The organism is Paenibacillus riograndensis SBR5 (genome assembly GCF_000981585.1).
GTDB classification, from domain to species: Bacteria; Bacillota; Bacilli; order Paenibacillales; family Paenibacillaceae; genus Paenibacillus_AQ; species Paenibacillus_AQ riograndensis.
Map to the genome: position 1 here is coordinate 3,101,241 of NZ_LN831776.1, position 22,104 is coordinate 3,123,344.

The 22,104-nt window shown below is 51.2% G+C and carries 23 protein-coding genes and 1 other RNA gene; 13 read left to right on the forward strand and 11 right to left on the reverse strand.

The genetic code is table 11. The features are described 5' to 3' along the window. Positions 1-32: 32 nt before the first annotated feature. The 4 genes from PRIO_RS12590 to PRIO_RS12605 all read right to left on the reverse strand — a co-directional run bounded on the left by PRIO_RS12590 (position 33) and on the right by PRIO_RS12605 (position 4,224). The gene (locus tag PRIO_RS12590; RefSeq protein ID WP_020428962.1) at positions 33-1,397 is read right to left on the reverse strand and encodes an MATE family efflux transporter; all 1,365 of its coding nucleotides are present in this window, start codon (positions 1,395-1,397) and stop codon (positions 33-35) included. A 136-nt stretch (positions 1,398-1,533) separates the two neighbouring features. Continuing rightward, complete coding sequence (locus PRIO_RS12595; protein WP_046502651.1) at positions 1,534-2,796, reverse strand: putative glycoside hydrolase; 1,263 nt, start codon at positions 2,794-2,796, stop codon at positions 1,534-1,536. Between the two features lie 237 nt (positions 2,797-3,033). Then, positions 3,034-3,222: a hypothetical protein gene (locus PRIO_RS12600; protein WP_174469026.1), complete on the reverse strand. Its 189-nt coding sequence runs from the start codon at positions 3,220-3,222 to the stop codon at positions 3,034-3,036. Between the two features lie 174 nt (positions 3,223-3,396). Continuing rightward, positions 3,397-4,224: a YitT family protein gene (locus tag PRIO_RS12605; RefSeq protein ID WP_144412103.1), complete on the reverse strand. Its 828-nt coding sequence runs from the start codon at positions 4,222-4,224 to the stop codon at positions 3,397-3,399. Positions 4,225-4,541: 317 nt separating this feature from the next. Between PRIO_RS12605 and PRIO_RS12610 the strand changes: the two genes are divergently transcribed. Continuing rightward, positions 4,542-6,173 carry a degradosome RNA helicase CshA gene (locus tag PRIO_RS12610; RefSeq protein WP_046502654.1) on the forward strand — a complete coding sequence of 544 codons (1,632 nt, stop codon included), beginning with the start codon at positions 4,542-4,544 and terminating at the stop codon, positions 6,171-6,173. A 70-nt stretch (positions 6,174-6,243) separates the two neighbouring features. Here PRIO_RS12610 and PRIO_RS36725 read toward each other — a convergent pair whose 3' ends face one another. Next, positions 6,244-6,336 (reverse strand): YjcZ family sporulation protein, encoded by a 93-nt coding sequence (locus PRIO_RS36725; protein WP_231869874.1) that lies wholly within the window; start codon positions 6,334-6,336, stop codon positions 6,244-6,246. 177 nt (positions 6,337-6,513) lie between these two features. Here PRIO_RS36725 and PRIO_RS12615 point away from each other — a divergent pair, with 177 nt between their 5' ends. The 3 genes from PRIO_RS12615 to PRIO_RS12620 all read left to right on the forward strand — a co-directional run bounded on the left by PRIO_RS12615 (position 6,514) and on the right by PRIO_RS12620 (position 8,178). Further along, positions 6,514-7,329, forward strand: a complete 816-nt coding sequence (locus PRIO_RS12615; RefSeq protein ID WP_020428949.1) for a YesL family protein — start codon at positions 6,514-6,516, stop codon at positions 7,327-7,329. Positions 7,330-7,432: 103 nt separating this feature from the next. Continuing rightward, positions 7,433-7,624: non-coding RNA, 6S RNA (gene ssrS / locus PRIO_RS34375), on the forward strand. A gap of 164 nt (positions 7,625-7,788) precedes the next feature. Then, positions 7,789-8,178 (forward strand): DUF1499 domain-containing protein, encoded by a 390-nt coding sequence (locus PRIO_RS12620; RefSeq protein WP_020428947.1) that lies wholly within the window; start codon positions 7,789-7,791, stop codon positions 8,176-8,178. A gap of 162 nt (positions 8,179-8,340) precedes the next feature. On the opposite strand, the gene tpx is transcribed toward PRIO_RS12620, so the two are convergent. Next, positions 8,341-8,859 (reverse strand): thiol peroxidase, encoded by a 519-nt coding sequence (gene tpx, locus PRIO_RS12625; RefSeq protein ID WP_020428945.1) that lies wholly within the window; start codon positions 8,857-8,859, stop codon positions 8,341-8,343. 116 nt (positions 8,860-8,975) lie between these two features. On the opposite strand from tpx, the gene PRIO_RS12630 reads away from it, so the two are divergent. Both PRIO_RS12630 and PRIO_RS12635 read left to right on the forward strand, forming a co-directional pair. Then, positions 8,976-9,602 carry a rhomboid family intramembrane serine protease gene (locus tag PRIO_RS12630; protein WP_020428943.1) on the forward strand — a complete coding sequence of 209 codons (627 nt, stop codon included), beginning with the start codon at positions 8,976-8,978 and terminating at the stop codon, positions 9,600-9,602. A gap of 13 nt (positions 9,603-9,615) precedes the next feature. After that, positions 9,616-10,530 (forward strand): glutamate biosynthesis transcriptional regulator GltC, encoded by a 915-nt coding sequence (locus tag PRIO_RS12635; RefSeq protein WP_020428941.1) that lies wholly within the window; start codon positions 9,616-9,618, stop codon positions 10,528-10,530. Positions 10,531-10,600: 70 nt separating this feature from the next. Here the strand turns inward: PRIO_RS12635 and PRIO_RS12640 are convergent, their stop codons facing one another. Both PRIO_RS12640 and PRIO_RS12645 read right to left on the reverse strand, forming a co-directional pair. Next, positions 10,601-11,278, reverse strand: coding sequence for a zinc metallopeptidase (locus tag PRIO_RS12640; protein WP_020428939.1), 678 nt, complete (start codon positions 11,276-11,278; stop codon positions 10,601-10,603). A gap of 32 nt (positions 11,279-11,310) precedes the next feature. After that, complete coding sequence (locus PRIO_RS12645; RefSeq protein WP_039836494.1) at positions 11,311-11,742, reverse strand: MerR family transcriptional regulator; 432 nt, start codon at positions 11,740-11,742, stop codon at positions 11,311-11,313. A gap of 441 nt (positions 11,743-12,183) precedes the next feature. Here PRIO_RS12645 and PRIO_RS12650 point away from each other — a divergent pair, with 441 nt between their 5' ends. From PRIO_RS12650 to PRIO_RS12660, 3 genes are read left to right on the forward strand one after another with little or no spacing between them, the layout of a single operon-like run. Then, entirely contained in the window at positions 12,184-13,578 is a 1,395-nt protein-coding gene (locus tag PRIO_RS12650) for an ammonium transporter (RefSeq protein ID WP_020428932.1), read from the forward strand. Positions 13,579-13,615: 37 nt separating this feature from the next. Then, positions 13,616-14,689 (forward strand): DUF294 nucleotidyltransferase-like domain-containing protein, encoded by a 1,074-nt coding sequence (locus tag PRIO_RS12655; protein WP_039788648.1) that lies wholly within the window; start codon positions 13,616-13,618, stop codon positions 14,687-14,689. Beyond that, a complete protein-coding gene (locus PRIO_RS12660; protein ID WP_020428928.1) occupies positions 14,686-15,435 on the forward strand; it encodes an exonuclease domain-containing protein in 750 nt (249 codons plus the stop codon). Before PRIO_RS12655 ends, PRIO_RS12660 begins: the two co-directional genes overlap by 4 nt. Here PRIO_RS12660 and PRIO_RS12665 read toward each other — a convergent pair. Then, positions 15,422-15,889: a M67 family metallopeptidase gene (locus PRIO_RS12665; protein WP_020428926.1), complete on the reverse strand. Its 468-nt coding sequence runs from the start codon at positions 15,887-15,889 to the stop codon at positions 15,422-15,424. The two genes, PRIO_RS12660 and PRIO_RS12665, sit on opposite strands and share 14 nt — an antisense overlap. A gap of 137 nt (positions 15,890-16,026) precedes the next feature. Between PRIO_RS12665 and PRIO_RS12670 the strand changes: the two genes are divergently transcribed. Then, entirely contained in the window at positions 16,027-16,587 is a 561-nt protein-coding gene (locus PRIO_RS12670; protein ID WP_231869875.1) for a TlpA family protein disulfide reductase, read from the forward strand. Positions 16,588-16,687: 100 nt separating this feature from the next. Here the strand turns inward: PRIO_RS12670 and cimA are convergent, their stop codons facing one another. Beyond that, positions 16,688-18,307 (reverse strand): citramalate synthase, encoded by a 1,620-nt coding sequence (cimA, locus tag PRIO_RS12675; RefSeq protein WP_020428923.1) that lies wholly within the window; start codon positions 18,305-18,307, stop codon positions 16,688-16,690. 161 nt (positions 18,308-18,468) lie between these two features. Between cimA and PRIO_RS12680 the strand changes: the two genes are divergently transcribed. The 3 genes from PRIO_RS12680 to PRIO_RS12690 all read left to right on the forward strand — a co-directional run bounded on the left by PRIO_RS12680 (position 18,469) and on the right by PRIO_RS12690 (position 21,783). Then, positions 18,469-19,761 carry a DNA polymerase IV gene (locus PRIO_RS12680; protein ID WP_020428921.1) on the forward strand — a complete coding sequence of 431 codons (1,293 nt, stop codon included), beginning with the start codon at positions 18,469-18,471 and terminating at the stop codon, positions 19,759-19,761. Positions 19,762-19,920: 159 nt separating this feature from the next. Then, positions 19,921-20,163 (forward strand): ferredoxin, encoded by a 243-nt coding sequence (locus PRIO_RS12685; RefSeq protein ID WP_025705212.1) that lies wholly within the window; start codon positions 19,921-19,923, stop codon positions 20,161-20,163. 189 nt (positions 20,164-20,352) lie between these two features. Continuing rightward, entirely contained in the window at positions 20,353-21,783 is a 1,431-nt protein-coding gene (locus PRIO_RS12690) for a L,D-transpeptidase family protein (RefSeq protein ID WP_046502671.1), read from the forward strand. On the opposite strand, the gene PRIO_RS36035 is transcribed toward PRIO_RS12690, so the two are convergent. After that, positions 21,780-21,917 carry a hypothetical protein gene (locus tag PRIO_RS36035; protein ID WP_167330823.1) on the reverse strand — a complete coding sequence of 46 codons (138 nt, stop codon included), beginning with the start codon at positions 21,915-21,917 and terminating at the stop codon, positions 21,780-21,782. The genes PRIO_RS12690 and PRIO_RS36035 overlap by 4 nt on opposite strands. Between the last annotated feature and the right edge of the window lie 187 nt (positions 21,918-22,104).

Below are 22,104 nucleotides of genomic sequence, written 5' to 3' on the forward strand. Positions count from 1 at the left end.
TGAGGCTTCTGGAGACTTAAGCTGCCGGTATTCTAAGCAGTACCCGGCTTGTTGTGCGCATATTGCCGCTGCACTTTGACCAGGCGGGACAGCAGCAGAATAGCCCCGATGGCCAGGCCTGTGATGAGGCCGACCCAGTAGCCATATGCCGCTAGACTGGTGTAAGTGGCCAGCACATATCCGGTGGGAAGGCCGATTACCCAGTAGGCGATAAAACAGATGATGAATGCCGGATTTACATCCTTGTAGCCCCGCAGGACGCCCTGTGTAGGGGTGGCGATGGCATCGGAAATCTGAAAGAAAATAGCGTAGATCAGAAAGTGCCGGATGAGTGAAATGACCTCAGGCTCATCGGAGTAAAGGCCGGCAACATGGCTGCCTGCGAACAGCAGTACAAGAGCTGTAGCGAGTGAGAGGACAGCCGCTGTTCCAATGCCCATGATTCCATATTGCCGCGCATCCTTCAGCCGGCCGGCTCCGTTCTCGAAGCCGACCAGAATCGTCAGGCTCATACAAATGCTTAGCGGAATCATATACAGGGTGGAAGCAAAATTAATGGCTGCTTGATGGGCTGCAATGGTTATTGTATCGAACCGGCTCATGAGAAGTGTCACGGCTGAAAAAACCGCCGTTTCAAAAAAGATGGAGAAGCCGATCGGTACGCCGATTTTTAGCAGTTCCTTGAAGCTGCGCAGAGACATAAAGTGAAAGCTGCGGAACAGCCGGAGGCTCCGGAAAGGCTCGGTGCGGTAGACAAACATCAGAGCGATGCCGAAGATCACCCAATACGTAATCGCTGATGCGACTCCCGCACCAACACCGCCGAGGCGGGGGAAGCCGAATTTACCAAAGATCAGCAGATAGTTGAGCCCTACATTGACTGGCAGGGCAATCAGAGTAATGAACATCGAGACCCGTGTCTGGCCCAGAGCGTCAATACAGCTGCGGATAACCGTATAGCCAAAGAGCGGAATGATCCCGACTGAGATCGCGCACAGGAAACGAAAGGCGATATCGTGAACCTGCGGCTCCAGATTCATGAAATGAAGCACCGGTGAAAGCGCGAAGGTTCCAGCTGCCAGAACAAGGAGCGACACAAGCAGGGACAGCCAAATGCCTTGGGTGACCTGGTATGCTACGTCGCCTTCCTTTTTACTTCCCATCAAATGTGACACTAAAGGGGTGATCCCCATCAATATCCCGCTGAGTCCTGTTTGAATCGGAATCCACAGGCTGGTTCCAATGGCTACGCCGGCCAGATCGTCCGTACCAAATTTGCCGGACATATTCGTATCAAAGAAGGTAATAGCTGACAGGGCAATTTGTGTAATGAGGATGGGAAATAAAATATACAGAAATTGTCTTGCTTTTTGTTTTATTGAAGTAGTAGGTATCATTATATTTAAGCCTCATTATTCTTAATTCTTATTGTAGATCCAGGGTTAATTCTCCAGTAAAAGGACCCCACAAAGTGGGGTCTTCAATGCTGCGTATGTTAAATAGAAATCTGATGATTGCAGGAAGCTTAATTGCTTATTTACCGTAATCCACGCCAGCTGTGTAGCGGTTGTTGGCATTCCAGAGCAGGAATTCGTCGACGTTCTTTTCTTTGAGGGCACGAATTTGGTCTTCGACCTGCTGCTTGCCGTATTTGACATAATGTCCGCTTCCAAGCCAGCTTGCGGTGAAGTCTTGAATCCAGGGCCGGATGATCGGCTTGTAGCTGCCCAGAGGGTCGAGCTTCTTATGAGTATCAACCATAGAGCCTTTGATGGTGGCATACGGGTTCTTATCGGGATCTTTTACATCAAACCATCCGGTGGAGTAATGGCTTGGATAGACCATAGGGCTGATGACATCCACGTTCTTCGATATTTTTACAAAGTCCTGGCCGATCCCTTCAGCAGCAGGCACCGAGGCGGCATACCCGAAAATATCTACCGACACGCGGACACCGAGCGGCCCGAGCTCTGATTTGGCGTATTTGACAAAATCGGAAATAATCTCGACACGCGGCCGGTCGCTTTTGGTATATTTGAGCGTTTCCGCACGTTTTTCGAAGCCCTCGGGGAACCGCACATAATCGAACTGGATTTCTTTGAAGCCCAGCTTCACAGCCTCTTTGGCAATGTCCACATTGTATTTCCAGACATCCTGGTTATAGGGATTAACGAAGCTGTCCCCGCCTTTGTTCGTCCAGACAGAGCCATTGGCATTTACAAAGGAAAGCTCCGGTTTTTTCTTGGCGAGTACAGAATCTTTGAAAACAACAATCCGCGCAATCGGATATACGTCATGTTTTTTCAAGCGGGCCATTAATTGGTTGATGTCACCGATGAACGGCTGCGGATGGCCCAGCTTCTGAAGTTCGGGGTTATCCGTTTTATATGTGATGTATCCGGCATCGTCCTTAATGTCAATAACCATTGAGTTCAGCTCGGTTTTGTCGAGCAGGTCCAGCAGAGTCGTCATCCGGGAACCGCCGGCACTGTAAGCTGTTACGTAAATACCCTTAATCTTGGGGGCATCCGGCTGGGGATCTGTAAGGATGGCAGTGTCTGCTGCTCCGGCAGCCGTGCCCGGTGAAGCCTCTGTCCCAGGCGATGCGCCTGAAGAAGGTGTTGCGGCATTGCCGCCCCCAGTGTTCTGTGATGCGCCAGGATTTGCGGTGTGCTGTGCGGTGATGGTTGGATTCATGGCAGACTGCAGTGCTGCAGCCACATCGGCTTCATGTGCAGGCTGCTGAACGCCGACGCCTCCCAGAGCCATCATCAGTAGAGCCCAGGTGATGTTCATTTGTTTATTCTCTCCCTTTATGTACATTCCCTTAAAGTATAAAGGAACGGCGGCGGCCAAAAAGAACAGACTTGTAACAATCCCCGTAATTTTGGTCGTAGAATAACCGCTCTTGTTGTTTATAAACGGGATGCACCGATTCTAAACGCTGTATTTAAAAAGTAAATGCCGCCCGGGTCCGGCACGTGGCCGAATCCAAAGCGGCAGCTATCCAAAACTGATTTCCAAGCGGCTTGCTTATTGAAGATACGCAGAATTCTGATGCTCGCAAATGCTGTAATGGATAATATCCATAGCATCCTCCGGCTCAAGAATACTTAGACCGTCACGCAGAACAATTACGGAATTCAATTCATCCTGCTTCAGAAAAGGTATCATATCCGGATACCATCTCATGACGATTGCTGACAGTTTTACCGTTTCCATTTCCACAACAATCACCCTTTCCTTTTTCGAATAGTGCTGAATTGAAATTCAGGTTCATCGGAAAACGAAGTGCCAGGAAAAAAGAGGGTAAATCACAATCTTCATGAAATTTGTAAGGTCCTGCGTGACTCTAATATATCACAATTTTGAGGCAGGCGCATTTTTTTCGGGGGCCTATCTTTTGCGGAAGGAGCCCATCACCCCGACCGTTTCTACAATGTTCACAAAAGCCTGGGGATCACTGTTTTTGATAATCCGCTTGAGCTCAGCAAGCTCATAACGTGTCGTTACTGTCATTAGCATGTCCCGTTCGATATGAGAATAAGCGCCTTCGGTTTTAATTTTTGTAACGCCGCGCTGAAGCACCAGCAGCTGTTTCAGCAGTTCATCCGTCCGGGTGGTTACAATATATACCGTAACTTTGATATGGCTGATGTGAATGAGATCCACCACTCTGCCGGAGACGTAAATGGAAACCATAGAAGCCAGAGCTAAATTCCAGTTGTTGTCAAAATAGGCTGCGGCAAGGATGACGAGGGCATTCATTCCCACAAGGACGTTGCCAATTGGAAAATCGCGGTATCGTGTGATGATGGACCCCAGAATATCAAATCCTCCGGAAGAGCCGCCAACCCGGAAAGAGACACCGGCGCCCACACCTACAAGCACTCCGCCAAAAACCGAGGCCAGCAGCATGTCCGAAGCTACGGTTGCTGTTGGAATGAGGGCCATCAGCCAGGTAGTTGCGCCTACCGACAGAATGCTCATAACGATAAATCTCCGGCCCAGCTGAAACCAGCCAGCGACCAGCAAAGGCACATTGAACAGCAGGTAGAGCAAACTAATGTTAAACGGAGTAAAGTAACCCACAAGCATTGCGAGCCCTGAAACTCCTCCGCTCAGCAGCCTGTGCGGGATCAAAAACAGATTGAAGCCGCATGCAATCATTGCTGAACCGAAGATAACCGCAAGGTAATTGCCGATTTGCTTTAGTCTTAACAAGCCAATTCACCTCTGACATGTAATGTAAGTAATGAAAGAAAGGAATACACTGGTATTCCTGATCGGGTTTGTGATATAATGTATAGGATATTCTTGAGTAGAACGTTACAATGGTATTTTTGCATTGATTAGGATGCAATATACAATTGTTCAGGCGCATTCAAGTGGCCTGATCTTAGGACATCTTTTGGTCCCAATGCGAGCTAAACCATGCAGAGAATCCGGCATGATTGGACAGCCTATAAATGTGTTTACCGCTACTTAAGAATACAGACAAGCATGTGGAATGTCCACTGTATAGAAGGAGCATGAATAATTTGAAAACATTCGCAGAATTCGGCCTGGAGCCAAAAGTGCTTCAAGCAATCACAGAGCTAGGATTTGAGGAAGCAACACCCATTCAGGAGCAGGCGATTCCGATTGCATTGACCGGATCGGATCTTATCGGCCAGGCGCAGACCGGTACAGGTAAAACCGCTGCTTTCGGGATTCCCCTCATCTCCAAGATCGCCCGGGAAGAAGAGAAGATCCTTGCACTTGTCATGACACCGACACGTGAGCTTGCGATTCAGGTAGCTGAGGAAATCGGCAAATTGACCCGCTTCAAAGGACTCCGCTCCCTGGCCATTTACGGCGGGCAGGATATCGGCCGCCAGATCCGCGGCCTGAAGAAGAAACCGCAGATCATCATCGGTACCCCTGGACGCCTTCTGGACCACATTAACCGCAAAACCATCCGCCTCGATGATGTCCAGACCATTGTGCTGGACGAAGCTGACGAAATGCTGGATATGGGCTTCATGGAAGACATCCAGACGATTCTCAAGCTTGTACCGGAAGAACGCCAGACCATGCTGTTCTCAGCTACAATGCCTCCTAACATTCAACGTCTTGCCCAGCAGTTCCTGAAGAATCCGCAGCATGTTTCCGTAATCCCGAAACAAATCAGCGCACCTCTGATTGACCAGGCTTATATTGAGGTTCCTGAGCGCCAGAAGTTCGAAGCTCTGAGCCGCCTGATTGACATGGAATCCCCTGATTTGGCGATCGTATTCGGCCGCACCAAACGCCGGGTTGACGAGCTGGCTGAAGGATTGCAAAAACGCGGTTATTCCGCAGACGGACTGCATGGCGACTTGTCCCAGAACCAGCGGGATGCCGTAATGCGCAAATTCCGCGACGGCAGCATTGATGTGCTTGTTGCTACAGACGTTGCAGCCCGCGGACTCGACGTTTCCGGTGTAACTCATGTTATCAACTTTGACCTGCCGCAGGATCCTGAGAGTTATGTACACCGTATCGGCCGTACAGGCCGTGCGGGCAAGGAAGGGACTGCCTGGTCTTTCGTGACTCCCCGCGAGATGGATCACCTGCACCTGATTGAACGTGTCACACGTCACCGTATTACCCGCAAACCGCTTCCGACAATGGCTGAGGCTATCGAAGGCAAGCAGCGCATTACTGCTGAACGTTTGCTGGCAATGGTTGAAGGCGGCGGCGAGCTGAACGAATACAAAGGCATCGCCATTCAGCTTCTGGAGCAATATGATTCCGTTCAGCTGCTGACTGCGGCTATGAAGCTGCTTACCGGCGACACCAAGGATGCCCAGGTTGAATTGACACCGGAAGATCCGATCCGTGTCAAACGCCGTGGCGGCAAAAATGACATCCGCAGCGGACGCAAGCCGAACGGCGGATATGGCGGCAACCGCACAGGTTCCGGAAGCGGCGGCGGATACCGTGGCAACCGTGACAATGCAAGCGGCGGCAGCCGTGGCGGTTACAGCAGCGGGTACGGCAGCGGCGGATATGGCGGCGGCTACAAAGGCAACCGTGATTCCGGTGCAGGCCGTGATGGCGGTGCCGGACGCAGCGGGGACCGCAAACCCTACACACGTCCAAGCAGCACAAGCACACGTCCGGCTAAACGCGATGATTACGATATCTAATCAGCAGCACAGCTGACACAAGAAGACGAGCGGCCACAAGGCGCCCTCGTCTTCTTTTTGTTTGCTTGATTTAGACGAAAGTGCGAGTGATGATGACAAGCAGAATGAAGAGGACAAGAATCGTGCCAGTCGAAGTAAACGGATTACAACAAGGTGTAGACATGAGGCTAACCTCCTTCAAAAATGGTAATTTTGTGGTTACGATTCTAATATATGGACTCCTCTCCATGTCTGCTTAGACATTGACCCAGAATCGTAAACTTGGGCGCTGGAAAAGTCCGGGTCAAATAGGGTATAGTTAAGATACGCAGTATGCGCGAGACAGACAGGAGGAAGGGACTTGGAGTTTAAGGGAGCAATGGGCGGTTTATACCGCATCACGGAGTGGATATCACGTATTGCCTTCAGCAATATTTTGTGGGCGCTATGTTCGATTCCGTTTCTGTTCATCGCAGTGACAAAAATGATCATGCTGGGTTCGGGAGCGGGGGGGCCCAATGAACAGATCACACTCAACTGGGTACTTGGCATTTTGGCGCCTTTCACTGTATTTCCGGCAACGGCAGCGCTGTTTACCGTTGTGCGCAAATGGGTGATGGGCAATACGGATGTCAGCACATTCCGCACTTTTTTTCAGGGGTACAAAGAAAATTATTTGAAGAGCATGCTTGGAGGCGGTATCTATACCCTGCTGACTGTCATTATGTACGTGGATGTAACCGTATATATGACGCAGATGGCCAATTTTAAAATTGTGGGCATTCTAATGCTGGTGCTGATGATTATTTTGTTCGTCTCCATGTTTAATTTCTTTTCGATTGTGGTTCATTATCAAATGACCTTCAAGGAAGTGGTGAAGAATTCCATTCTGCTGACTATCGCACGGCCGATTCGAGTGTTCTCGACACTTATTGGTGCAGCGGTTCTCGTCTATATAGGTCTGCGGTATCCGGTGCTGTATGTGATCTGTATTCCGACACTGATTGCGATGCTGGCCTTCTTTAATTTCTATGCCACATACAACAAGCTTCAAGAGCAGGTGGAGAAGAAGAAACAAGAGGAAGAACTGGCTGCCTTGGAGGCTGCGGAGAAAGAAGCCGATGATGACGATGATCAGGCGGAAGATGAGAGCGATAAAGATCTCAAGCGCATCTAAGAATGGTGAGACAGAAGCTGTAATCAGAGATTGGATTTTGATTCCGGTGTTAATTAAAGCGCATACAGGTTTACTTTTTCGTCAAAACGCAATATAATATGTGTAATTCCTGCGATGTTCGTTACGGTTGCTCGTTGTTTTGAACCAATGATAATGTCTTGGGAGATCTACATGAAGCGCAGCTGAACAGCCCTGTCTATACGACCTGGGGAATTCAAAAACGACTTCTGCGGTCACCCACCTGCTCTAGCAGGTTCAGAAGACACTGTAGCCGGACGGCATAGGCGGGTTTTTCTACTGTTATTGACAAGGTACCCTGTTTTCCCGCTTGGCTGCGGATACGGGGTGCCTTTTTGTGTATAGTATCAATTATTGAAAGTGAGCAATGCCCTTTTGTTCCGGGGATAAGAATGTTACACTTAGACTATTGAACTTGGGATTTGAAGAGGGGGAAGTATTTTGTCGTTGAAAAGAACCTTGGTCGGTTTATTTCGCAGTCATGACGGTACAAGCGACCGTGCAAAAGACCCTGCATTAAAGACGCGTTACTACAATCTTTCCAGAGACAAAGCGTGGGATGAAGTATCCTCGACGCTGAAGAAGATTCCGGGTTACAAAGTCCTGCATGAAGTGGAGTCCGTTGGGGAAATCACATTGGAAAAAAGAACAGGCTTCGGCCGGACGCTGGACATTACCGTGTCCGTGTTGAACACTTCACCGGTCCGTTGTGCGGTTGATATCTATTCCGCATCCAGAGGATCGCTCGGAGACCTGGGGGCCAATTACCGTGTTATTCAACGCTTATATCAGTCACTGGATAAGAAGCTCGGCAAATATAAAGTGGACTGAGGAACACAGCATTCATCTGTGCTTGGATTGTATGCGGTTTCGGGTGTTCTTCGAACAATCTTTGGTATCGCCTAATAAACAAAAAGCGGGAGAAGGATGACCTTCTGCCGCTTTTTTACACAGATTCGAGTGTATTCGCTGAAATATTTGTCTAACGCTGTGTTACAGCAGTTCTTTTACAGCTGCTACAGCAGCTTCATAGTTCGGGTGCTCTGCCATCTCAGCCAGATATTCTACATAGGCCACGGTATCATTTTTGTCGATAACGAAGATGGAGCGCATATCGAGGCGGAATTCCTTGATCAGGACTCCATAGGCCAGTCCAAAAGAAGCGTCTTTATGGTCAGACAGGGTAATCACCCGGTCAATGCCGGCAGCGCCGCACCAGCGGGCTTGGGCGAAAGGGAGGTCCATGCTGATGGTGAGTATGACCACATCGTCACCAAGTTCTGCGGCTTCAGTATTGAAGCGGCGGGTCTGCGCATCGCATACACCGGTATCCAGAGAAGGCACAACGCTGATCAGCTTGATTTTACCGGCATAATCGCTGAGGGACGCGTCTTCCAAAAGATTCTTGCTTACCACAAAACCGGGCGCGGTATCGCCGGCTTTCAGCTCTGGCCCTACGAGAGTAATGGGATTGCCCTTGAAAGTGGCTGCACCTGTTCTTTCTTGCGTCATATCCTTGTTTCCTCCTTGAATGGTATGATTGGATTCTTACTGCCACAATAAATTATAATCTTTTTAGAAGCTTAATGTCCAACGGGGACACATTATGATACATAAGGGATGGTGCTATGATCTTTATAAGGTATGAGAAATGGAAAGGATACATCCGCTATTATCCGGTGACTTGTATCCTGATTCTGCTGAATGTGCTGATGTTCATTGTGCTTACCGCCAACGGCGGCTCGACCAATCTGGAAACATTATTGAAATACGGGGCTACGCTGAATGCCGGTCCGGAAATGGACGAGATGTGGCGTTATGTGACGGCGACCTTTTTGCATAACGGGTTTGCCCATTTATTTTTTAACTGCTTTGCGCTTCTGGTGTTTGCTCCGCCGCTTGAGCGGCTGATGGGCTGGTGGCGGTATGCGCTGCTCTATATGGCCGGGGGCTTCATTGCCAATTATCTGTCCGTGGTCTTCAGCAGCCGTTCGGTTGTGGATGTGGCTACAGTCTCTGTGGGCGCGTCAGGTGCAATCTATGCCGTCTACGGCGCATTTCTCTATATTGCCCTCCTGCAGAGAGGGATGATGGACGAGAACTCGCGCAAGACACTTTACGGCCTTCTGGTGATGGGGATCATTATGTCCTTCGCTACTCCATACGTCAATTGGATGGCGCATCTGAGCGGCCTGGCCGCCGGTTTTTTCCTGTATGGACTGATTATTCGTATTTTCAAAAGAAGCCGACGATAGGAGAGGTGCTCAAGTGGAGCTTAGACAGCTGCAATATTTTCTAAAGGTTGCTCAGAAGGAACATGTAACAAGAGCTGCGGAGGAATTGCATGTCGCGCAATCCGCAGTAAGCCGCCAGATTCATCAGCTGGAGCAGGAGCTCGGTGTCGACTTGTTCATGCAAAAGGGGCGTAACCTGCAGCTGACACCAGTGGGGCAGCTCTTTTGCAAAAGGGTGGAATCCGTGCTCAAGGAGCTGGAACGTTCTGTGGCGGAGGTCCATGAATTTCTGGACCCTGAACGCGGTGAGATCCGTATCGGATTTCCCCACAGTCTGGGAACGCATTTGATTCCTTCGATCGTGGCGGAATTCCGGAAATACTATCCGCATGTGAAATTCCGCTTCAAGCAAGGGTCATACCCTTCCCTCATTAAAGATGTAATTTCTGGAGAAGTAGACTTGGCCTTTGTCTCCCCTTTTCCGGAGAACGATGAGCATGTGGCCGGGGATATTGTGATGACGGAGGAACTGTTTGCCATCCTTCCGCAGAATCATCCGCTGGCCGGGGAGAAGGTCATCCGGCTGGAGCAGCTGCGGGAAGAGAAGTTTGTTCTGTTCAGCCAGGGATATTCACTGAGGCCGATCGTGTGGCAGGCCTGCCTGCAGGCGGGCTTCAAACCCCAGATAGCCTTTGAAGGCGGAGAAACGGACACCATACGCGGTTTGGTCGCTGCGGGCATGGGCGTGAGTCTGCTCCCGGAGATGGCTCTGTATCAGACCAATCCAATGCAGCCTGCGCAGGTGCGGGTCGTAGAGCCCCCTGTAACCAGGACGGTCGGGCTCATCCACCGGGCTGATGGCAAGCTGCCCTTGGTGGCCCGGTCCTTCCGGACCTTTCTGCTGACCTATTTCAGAGACAGAAATAACAATACCCCGGTAGGCTCCTAGCCTCCGGGGTATTTGTTATAGTATTAATCTGGTTCACGTTATTGTGGTGCAGAGTGTACCGTTATCCAGCTTAGTCGCGGTTCCCGAGGAACATGGTGATCAGACGCAGCAGCTCAAGCAAGGAGACCAGAGCTGCGGCTACGTAAGTCAGGGCTGCCGCGTTCAGCACCTTCGCCACACCGCGTTCTTCTTCGTTGCGGATATACCCTTGCTCAACCATGACCTGACGCGCCCGGTTGCTGGCGTTGAATTCTACAGGGAGCGTTACGAGCTGAAAGGCAACGGCAGCTGAAAAGAAGATGATGCCGAGGCCGATCAGATTAAAAGAGCTGAATAGAAAACCTGCCAGCAGCATAAAGGGTGCGACACCCGAAGCGATATTGACTACCGGGAACATCCGGTGGCGCAGCGTAAGCATCGGGTAATGAACTTTGTGCTGAATCGCATGGCCAACCTCATGGCACGCTACAGAGATGGCTGCGATGGAACGTTCGTAATATACGGGCTCTGACAAACGCACAACCCGGTGAATAGGGTCGTAGTGGTCGGAAAGAGCGCCGCGGACGGGCTCAATCGGCACATCCCCCAGACCGTTGGCGTCGAGCATCCGCCGCGCCGCATCATAGCCGGTCATTCCACTGGTATTAGCCACCTTGGCCCATTTATTGAAATTGCCTTTGACCCGAAATTGTGCCCACAATGAAAATAGAAAAGCGATTATTACCAACAGATACATCAATGGCATCATATGTCATTCCTCCACTATAGTTAATAAGCTGATTACATTGGCGGTCCTTGCGTGAGCAGGAGCTTGATCGCTTCCATGCAGGCAACTCCTTGGGGAAGAAGCGCGGCCAGTGCACGTCTGGCCTGAACGGGCTTCAAACCGCTGATGACAGGTTCAAGCGCCTTCACCTCACGCTCCAGCCGCTGCATTTGCAGCTCTAGCTCCGCCAATCTGTCCGAAACGTCATTTTCGGAGGTGGCTGCATTCCACTTGCTCATCATGGATTTGATCTCATCCAATGTATATTTCTCTTGCTTTAGTTGATTAATACGCTCCAAAGCGACAAGGGTTTCATGGCTGTACAACCGGTAATTTTTAACACTTCTTGATTCCGGCGCAATCAATCCCAGCTTCGTGTAATAATCAATGGTCCGTTCGCTGGTATGGGCGGCTTTGGCCAGTTCGCCAATCCGGTAAAGGGTCATATCCCCATGGTCTCTCACCTCGTTGAATGAATTCGTTGGATCGGAAGGATATATTTTTCTTTCTATAATAATAGAGCATACTTAATGATAGCAAATCACAAACCGTACAGTCAAACGTCATACTTACTTTAAGTATATGCTGGGAGTAGCATAAGATGCCTGTGTGGTTGGTCTTATATTCAGCATATGCAATTCACTTGAGAGGGTCTGAAAGCATTGGTGAAATATATTACATATCATGTTAACTTCTATTGTGGAAATCACTTCTTATCGCTGTAATAAATGAGGGGGATGTCCATTTTCGAAGAAAACATGAGCTTCCATAAATAAATTAAGCTATCCAAAAAAATAGTCTTGTCAATTTACCTGACTTCTGATTATAATGACATTAAGAGTTTCACGCTTTGTTAGAAAATATAACACTGGGGAGTGGGGTAAAGAATGAGAAAAAAGATGATAATGATGTTTCTGGCTATGATCACATTGATGGTCTATCCGGTTAGCGCATTTGCCGCTGACGGCCCGACAGCACCGGATTTGCAAATCGGATTGGATACGGCGTTTACGTTCCTGGCCTTCATTCTGGTATTCTTTATGCAAGCGGGATTTGCAATGCTTGAAGCCGGCTCGGTCCGGATGAAGAACGCAGGCCACGTTGCAGGTAAGACTGTACTGACGCTGGCAATCGCGAGCTTATGCTTCTGGGCTATCGGCTTCGGGTTCGGGTTTGGGAACGGCAATGGATTCTTCGGAACTACAGGCTTCCTGTACGGCGGGGATACTCAAGCTGCATCGTTCGATTCCCTGGCATTCTCCGATGTCACTCTAAATGTTAAATTCCTCTTCCAGATGGCATTTGCAGCAGTTTCCCTGGCCATCGTATCCGGTGGTATGGCAGAACGTGCTAAACTAAGCGTATATATCGTATTCGGTATTTTGTTCTCCGTCGTGATTTATCCGGTTGTTGCTCACTGGGTATGGGGCGGCGGCTGGCTGGCTGAGCTGGGCATGCAGGACTATGCAGGTTCCACCGTTGTCCATCTTACAGGTGCTACGGCGGCGGTTGTTGCAACTATTTTGCTTAAGCCCCGTCTTGGTAAATTCAATAAAGAAGGCAAACCTGTTATCATTCCAGGCCATAACCAAGTGTTCACTGTTCTTGGGGTAATCATTCTGTGGTTTGGCTGGTTCGGATTCAACCCCGGCAGCGCATTGTCCCCTATGGGCGGATTCTTCGGACATGTGGCATTGACAACTAATATTGCTGCAGCAGCAGGCGGTCTGGCTGCGCTCATCGCTTCCTGGCTGTACTTCGGCAAGTCGGATATTCCGGCTATGCTGAACGGGGTGCTGGCTGCATTGGTTGCCATCACTGGGGCTTGCGCATTTGTGGAGCCTTGGGCTGCAATTCTGATTGGCTTTGTCGCCGGCGCCTTCACATTCATGACTTCGCAGTGGCTGGAACGTGCAGGACTTGACGATCCGATTTATGCTTTTTCCGTACATGGTATTGCAGGGATGTGGGGTGCGGTTTCCACCGGTTTGTTCGCAACACCTGATCTGATTACTAAAGGCGCACTTGTTGGGAAAGCGGGCTTGTTCTACGGCGGAGGATTCCACCAATTGGGTGTTCAGATTCTCGGGGTTGCAGGTACCTTCGTATTCGTTGCTGTAATGTCCTTCATCATCCTCTATGTCATGAAGCTGGTTATCGGTCTCCGGGTTACAGAGGAAGAAGAATTGATGGGTCTGGACATCAGTGAACATGGGACTTACGGCTATCCGGAACAAATGAAGCTGATTGCAGAATCGGAATCCAAGACCCTAAAACACTAATAACTTCACTTGTTGGGAGGCGGACCGAGTGGCTTCGATGGAGACGGCAGAGTGGAATGAAGATAAAAGATATTTGTCCATCGCAGCGGCCGGTTCGCCGCAGGAGCTTAAGGCAAGGCGTATCGCTTGTCAAACAGTACTGCTGGAGCAGTTAAACGTTATTCCGGTTGAGGAATGGCTGTCCCGGGTTAATGCCATGCATGACCGGATTGCCGGGGCGGCGGTCAGCATATGTGAGGCGCAGATGAAAGAGGCGGGCTACGGCCCGCCTCCCTGCGCCTATTCCTTTATTGTGTTCGGCAGTGCCGGCAGACAGGAAGCCACCCTATGGAGTGATCAGGATAACGGTCTAATTGTTGAAGGGGAACCGGATGGTATTAAAAAAGTTTATTTTGAAGCCTTTGGTGTGATGCTGTCCAATGTGCTTGAAGAAGCAGGTTATGAGAAATGCGACGGCAAAGTGATGTGCTCTGAACCCTTATGGCGCAAAACGCTGCCCGAATGGAAGCGGCAGCTCGCAGGCTGGATGAGCCAGCTGGAATGGGAACCGATCCGCTATCTCATTATTGCCTCCGATATGCGCCATGTTGCAGGAAATACAGCGTTGTCCACGGAGTGGAGGGAAGCCTTGCATGCGGGCTTCGTAAATAATGAGAAACTGTCTACAGCGGTGCTCCGCAATACGGTCCGCCACAAAGCCACGCTTAATCTGCTCGGCCAGGTGCTTACGGAGCGTTTTGGCGATTATGCGGGAGGCTTTGACGTTAAATACGGTGTCTATATTCCTTTGGTTAATATCGTCAGACATTTGGCGCTGCTTCACGGTGTACGGGACAGCTCAACGCTGAAGAGGCTGGAGCAGCTGGCTAAGCTCGGAAAGTATGAGCATCTGGATGATATCAGGCGTGCTTTTTTAACGGCGCAGCGTATGCGTGTGAATACACCCTATGCCGTTCAGGACGGCTTATTGTCCAGCAGTGACTATATTGCTGAGAGCGACCTGAAGAACAAGCAGCTTTTATCGGAGCTGCGGGATAGTCTGCTGCTTGTCAGGCGTTTGCACAAAGCCCTGCAGCGTCAGCTCCGGTCAGCAGAAAGGAGGCAGTCATGAAGGAGCCGAACAAAGGCGGGGGGTTCTGGAACAATCTGAGGCAGGGCGGAATGCCGTCCGCCATCGCGTCCATCAGGGGCGGGGAAACGGCACAGCAAACGGCGCAGCAGATGGCCTTTATCCGGTCGCTGATGCGCGAGAAGCGGCGCCCTGAAGTACTGCATACTCCGCTCTCGGAGCTGGAGACGGTTATCTTTGATTTGGAAACGACGGGCTTTTCCCATCAGCACGGCGATGAGATTCTGTCTTTTGGCGCTGTCAAGGTCGTCGGTGAGGAAATTAAGGAAGAGGAATGCTTTTATACCCTGGTGAACTGTCAAACCTCAATTCCGGAGGACATTACGAAACTAACGGGAATATCAGAAGAAATGACGTCGGCGGCCCCTTCGCTGATCGACGGCCTGCATAATTTCATGTCATTTGTGGGGCAACAGGTGCTGGTGGCGCATGGAAGCAATCATGATAAATCCTTTCTGAATGCCGCCCTGTGGAAGACCTCCAAGGTTCAGCTCACCCACCGGGTGCTCGATACCATGATGCTGGCCCGCTGGCTGGAGCCGCACCGGAGCAATTACACACTCGATGAGCTGCTGGCCGTACATGGAATCCCGATTCAAGGCCGGCACAATGCGCTGGAGGATGCCAGGATGACGGCACAGTTATGGGTTCATTATCTGCGGGAGATTTCCAAGAAAAAGCAGGTGGATACCCTGGGTGACCTGTACGCTTATCTCAGCAGAGCGTAAGGGTTGATTGCAGTAGTGTGCAACTTGGCTTGCCATTGGCGTCAAGGTGGCGGCCGATCAGGAAACCGTTCAATCGGGGGGCGCTGCTGCTGAGCCCTGGAGATCCGATCAGATAGACCTGGAATTCGGCGCCGAGCGAAGACAAGCCCCGGATATCCGCGCTGGAAGGCCAAGGGGCTGTATGCGGATGGGAATGGAATATCCCAACTGGCGCAGGCTTTAGATAAAGAGCGGCAACCCATTCCTGCGGGTCAGGGACAAAAGCGTGCAGCGGGTCAGGCGCTACGTTGCGCATCGGCAGATACCTGTCGATGCGCATGCCGCCCGCTGCGGCAGCGCCCAGCAGGACTCCGCATGCTTCATGCGGATAACAGGTCAGCATGTGCTTCCCCAGCGCCTGCTGCACGGAGGCATTCAGCTTAATCGGCTGGAGGTTTCCCTGGAATGCTGTCACTTGTTCACCCCTCTCTCTTCATAGGGTTTCGTCCTTTGGCGAAATCCTCTTTTTTGTATTGGTTTGAAACTGCCGCAATTGGGGGTACAATAGGAGAAAAACATCCCACTTGCAAAGGACAAACCACTATGAAAGCTGTGAATAAACGAAATATAACGGTTATAGCGGTCATTGTTTTCCTGGCTTTTCTGGCTATAGAGCGTACAACCCAGTCAGAGCCGGAAGCGGTCCCAGCCATGGAGCAGCAGGGAAGCTCCAAACCTGCAAGCGGAGCGGGTAAGGGCCAGCCGGCACCCGCGTTCACTTTGCAGGGAGTAAATGGAGAGAACTACTCCGTTGAAGGGGCCAGAGAAAAAGCGGTGCTGGTGAATTTCTGGGCTTCCTGGTGTGAGCCTTGCCAGCAGGAGGCGCCTGCGCTGAATGCGCTGGCTTTGAAGTACAAAGATGTGCTCGACGTTTATGGGATCAACGTAACAAGCCAGGATTACAAGCCTAACGCGGAACGGTTTGTCAAGAAGTATATGCTGGCGTTTCCTGTTATGTATGATCTTAAAGGTGAGATTTTTGACAAATATAAAGGTGCTGTATTCCCCACCAATGTCCTTGTGGACAAAAACGGCGTGATCGCCGAGGTGATTCTCGGGCTCCTGTCCCCGGAAGAGCTTGAAAAGAAGATCATTACCCTGACCGGTTCCTGATCAACAGGGATACGGAAAGGTTAGCAAAGCCCCTCAGCACCCTCGGGAACGTCCCGGGTGCGAGGGGCTTTGTTTTGAAATATAGACTGTTTCCTCTGAATTAGTGATTTACGAGTCCTCTGGGCCCGCTGCTTATTTCTGTGCCATTTTCCAGCGAAATCTGACCGAGAAGGGCATAGCGCATACTGTCCACCAGTGCCTCCCAGCTTGCTTCAATCACATTGCTGGATACCCCGACAGTGTTCCAGGTGTCGCTGTAGTCCTTGGATTCGATCAATACCCGGACCTTCGCGGCGGTCTGGTCCTTCTCGTCAAGCACCCGCACCTTGTAGTCGGAGAGATGCATGTCTTTCAGTTGCGGGAAGTAAGTCAGCAGCGCCTTGCGCAGCGCATTATCCAGCGCATTGACCGGACCGTTGCCTTCGGCAGCGGTATAGAGATTATCTCCGCCGACTTTCAGTTTGACAAAGGCTTCGGAGACAACGGGGCTGCCGGCGGTCTTTTCCACCAGCATCTTGAACGATTCAAAGGTGAACAGCTCGTTCATCTCGCCGGTGGCTTCGCGCAGCAACAGTTCCAAAGAGGCGTCTGCACCTTCGAACTGATAGCCCTGATGCTCCAGATTTTTGATCTTGTCGATCACCTTGCGGGCTTGCTCGCTGCTTGGGTCGAGGCTCAAGCCCATATCCTGTGCTTTGGACAGGACATTGCTCTGGCCCGCCAGCTCGGAGACCAGCACCCGCTGCTTGTTGCCCACAAGCTCGGGAGCGATATGCTCATAGGTGCGGGAATCACGCAAAATGGCCGACACGTGGATGCCGCCTTTATGCGCAAAGGCGGCATTGCCTACATAAGGCTGATTCACCGGCAGGTTCACGTTGGCCACTTCGCTGATATAGTGGGCGGTATTGGTTAGCTGAGGCAAAGAATCGCCGGGGATACAGTGATACCCCATTTTGAGCTGCAGGGTAGGGATAATGGAGCACAGGTTGGCATTTCCGCAGCGTTCACCGTAGCCGTTGATCGTACCCTGCACCTGCCGCGCACCTGCGCTGATGGCACTGAGTGTATTTGCGACCGCGAGCTCGCAGTCGTTGTGGGTATGAATGCCGAGCGGGGCTCCAGGCAGCTGAAGAGCTAAGCCGGATACAATCTCCTGAATTTCATTCGGAAGAGTCCCGCCGTTCGTGTCGCACATGACCAGCCAATCCGCGCCGGCTTCACGGGCCGCTCCCAGGACGGCAGCAGCATATTCGGGATTGTTCTTATAACCGTCGAAAAAGTGCTCTGCATCAAAGATGACCTCAAGGCCTTTGCGCTTCAGATAGGCAATGGACTCACCGATCATCGCAAGGTTCTCTTCAAGGGTAGTCTGCAGTGCGGTGTGAACATGGAAGTCCCATGACTTCCCGACCAGAGTGGCCGCCGGAACACCGGCATCAATCATCCGCTGCAGGTTCTCGTCATGCTCGGTGATGGAATTCTTGCGCCGGGTGCTGCCGAATGCGGTGATTTTGGCATGCAGATGCAATTCCTTGACTCTTTTGAAAAACTCAATGTCCTTGTTATTGCTCCCCGGGATGCCACCTTCAATATAATGCACACCCAGATCATCGAGTTTCTTGGCAATCTTCAGCTTGTCATCTGCCGACAGACTGATGCCTTCACCTTGGGTGCCGTCACGCAACGTCGTATCGAAGATGGAAATGGACTTAGACATGAGAGTCCTCCTAAAAGTTTTTGAATTTTTATATTATAGCATTTTTACGCGGGAATGTAACAAAGAACTTTGGAGGAGATGCACACCTGGTTGACCTTGCGCCGGGAGAAGAGGTATGCTGAAACCAACAATGGAAACCCTAAGATAAGAAGGTAGATATTGTGCGGAATGTGGATCAATATTATCCGGCAAGCGGCAGGGTGATTCTGCATGTGGATATGAATGCTTTCTATTGCTCTGTGCATGAGGCGGAAGACCCGGATCAATATAAAGGAAAAGCAACGGCCGTTGCCGGCAGCGTGGAGCTCCGCAGGGGAATTATTGTTACCTGCTCCTATGCAGCGCGCAGACTCGGGATTTCAACAGGGATGCAGGTGCAGAAAGCACTGCGCATTTGTCCCTCGCTTCTGTTGATCAAGCCGGATTTTCATCTCTACCGCAAGTACTCTAATGCTTTTATGCAGATAGCCTACAGTTATACTCCGCTGCTGGAAGCTGTCTCGATAGATGAATGTTATCTGGATATTACTGGTTCACGCCAATTCGGGACCCCGCTGGAAATTGCCGAAGGTATTCAGCGGCGCATTATGGAGGAGCTTGGGCTGCCCTGCTCCATCGGCATCGCCCCCAATAAGCTGCTGGCGAAGATCGCTTCCGATCTGAAGAAGCCGAACGGCATCTCGATCCTGCGGCTGCGCGACGTGCCGGATATTCTGTGGGACAAGCCCTGCAACGAGATGTTCGGCATCGGAGGCAAAACCGCGGAGAAGCTCCGGAAGCTCGGCATCTACAGCATCGGACAGCTGGCGGCAGCGGATGAACGGATGCTGGTGGAGCATTTTGGGGTAATGGGTTCCTGGCTGAAGCGGGCGGGCAACGGCATAGATCATGGCGTTGTGAATCCGGAAAGGGAGCAGAGCAAGTCTATCGGGCATACCACAACGCTTCCGAGCGATGTTGTCGGATTGGCGGAAGCAAGGCCGGTTCTGCTGAATCTGAGCGACCAGGTGGCCCGGCGGCTGCGGAAGCAGGGGCTGGTGGCGTCCGGGGTACAGCTCACCATCCGTACGCCCGATATGAAGACGATCACACGCTCGCGCCAGCTGGAGACGCCTACGGAGAGCGCCGAGGATATCTACAAGACGGCTTGTGACCAGTTCGCCCGGCACTGGAAGGGGGACAAACCGGTGCGGCTGCTGGGGGTCACGCTGCAGGGGCTGACCGCCAAAGAGGACTCCGCCATCCAACTGGATCTCTTCAATTATGAACGCCAGCCAAAGAAAGAGTCGCTTAACAAAGCGATGGACATGCTGCGCAATAAGTTCGGCGAGAACGCAGTCCTTACGGCCGGGATGCTGAGCGACAGCCATTCGGCACGCCTGCGCAACCACAAGGAGCGGGGGACTTCCCTCCAAAAGGATAATCTTCATAAAGTGGACCCGGCGGAGGAGTGATTCAAGTCCTATCCCGCCGGCTGATTGCCAATCCGCAATATGCGTCAAAATTGGAAACGAACTGAAAATCCATTGAAATTGTTTTCTATTTATATTAATATGACAAAATAACAGGCTGCTGCAACAGGTCTGTATTGTTCAACGGGAGGCAGAGAAGAAATGGCTAAATACACTTGGGTCGAAAAAGATACCTGCATCGCATGCGGTGCTTGTGGCGCAACGGCCCCTGATATTTTTGATTATGATGATGAAGGTTTGGCGGAAGTGATCTACGAAAACGACGGCAACCACGGGGTGACCGCGATTCCCGACGATTTGTTCGATGATCTGCAGGACTCTGCCGACGGATGTCCTACGGACTCCATCAAGATTGCAGACGCACCTTTTAACAAAGAAGGCTAAACCTCCGGGGTATTCGTATCTGCGCAAAAATATAAGGATTAGGAATGAGGTAAACCTTATTTCTAATCCTTATATTTCCATAAAGACATTCCTTTTGCTGCGATAAATGCGGCTGGGGATGTCTTTTTTTAATGAGCGTGCCGATATAAAATATAAAGATTGAGTATTCCACAATCCGCGGAGGCCCCGATGAAAAACTCGCAGCATCTCAAAGCCTATGTTCAAATGCATCCCGATAACAAGATGGCATGGTACTTGCTTGGTAAGGAATATTATAAGAACGGACAGCATGGAAAGGCAAATTACTGCTTCAACCAGGCAGGCGAAGTATATGAAGCTTTTGAGCACAGCAAGGTCCCGGCGGAAATGCTCCGGGAATATGAGGAAGGGCTGATCAGGGAAAACCGGCAGCGTCATGAATCCAGGCTGAGGCTGCGCCGGGGATTGCTGGCGCTGCTCCTCCTGCTGCTGATGCTGATCCCGTCGGCAGTAGCCCCTGGCGTGAATTTGGACGAATCCGGGGCGTCAGTCCCGGAAGCTGCAGCCGGGGATCTAGAAGAGCCGGTGGCAGCTAAACCGACTGAGGAAGAGGCATCTCCGGTCCCGGCTGTTTTGGCGTTTACGGCGGCTGGTGAAGATGCAGCTTCAGCGGGCCAGGCATTGGCCGCAGCCCTGAAGAACCGGGAGGCGCCTTCCAAAACCGCTATGCTGGCGATGAAAAAGTCAGGGCGCTGGCTGATCTGGAAGAAGAACCTGCCGCTTGCGGCTGTAATCGAGAAAAGCGCTAATGGGAAGGTTGTCTACCAGTCTTATGATCCGGCTGCCTGTGCCTGCGAACCCCCGGAAGCCGGCGGGCTGAAGAAGCAGGCGCAGATATGGCAGGGGAAGCAGGAAGAGCTGGCAGCTTTATGGAGTGCTATACGTTCCTACAACAGCAGCAAGGGAAAGCCGCCTGAATCGCTGAAGGAGCTGACCCGGCCTTTTCCGGAGAATGTTATGGGGAAAACGACCCCGCTCATGAAGCAGGAGTTCGCCGCTTTACGCGCAGCTTTGGCACTACAGCCGCTCCAGGCTTCGCCGCAGCCTTCCCCGGCTGTGACAACTGAGGGCACAGCTGCAGGCAATGGAACTGTGGAGGATACGGCCAACCGGAGCAAGGGGCAGCCGCCCTTTTTTAGCAGCCCGCTTGCCATTATTGTGGATAAACAAAATCACCGCCTGGCAGTCACCAGCGGCAATATCATTCTAAGGAACTATGCGGTTGGCCTTGGGGGCGAGAAGACGCCGGAGGGGGAGTTTGTGATCTCTGACAAGGTGGTCAATCCGAACGGGCATGACAACGGGGAGTTCGGCAGCCGCGGCATGCAGCTCTCGGACACCAACTATGCCATACATGGCACGAATGAGCCGGACAGCATCGGCAAGGATGAATCACTGGGCTGTATCCGGATGAAACGCGAGGATGTGGAGGAGCTGTTCGCAATGGTGCCGATGGGGACGAAGGTCCAAATTAGTAAAGGGGTTCTGCCTGACGAACTGCTGCTGCCCGATGAGCGTTACCCGTCCGGCACGCCGCTGGATCAGACCAACCCCAACAAAGTCTACCATTGGCTCAATTAATTTCCGGCAACAATAAACAACACAATAATTAGAAGAATCAGAAGCACCAGACTGACACTGATCCATAGGATTGCTTTGCGGTTGACTTCTTCTTTCTTCTGCTGCAGTGTCGGGGGTTTGCGCTTTGTAGACATATTGGCCATCCTTCTTTCTCTCTTTATCGTTGATTACCCTTACATTGTAATGCGTTTACAAGAAAAATACTATACTCCGGGTTTCACCGGGAAGCACCGCCTGGTAAAAAACTTTTCTTTTCCCCCGGAAACGGCTAAAATTAAGAAGAAACCTACAGAATCGGGGATTCACCTGACATCACTTAAG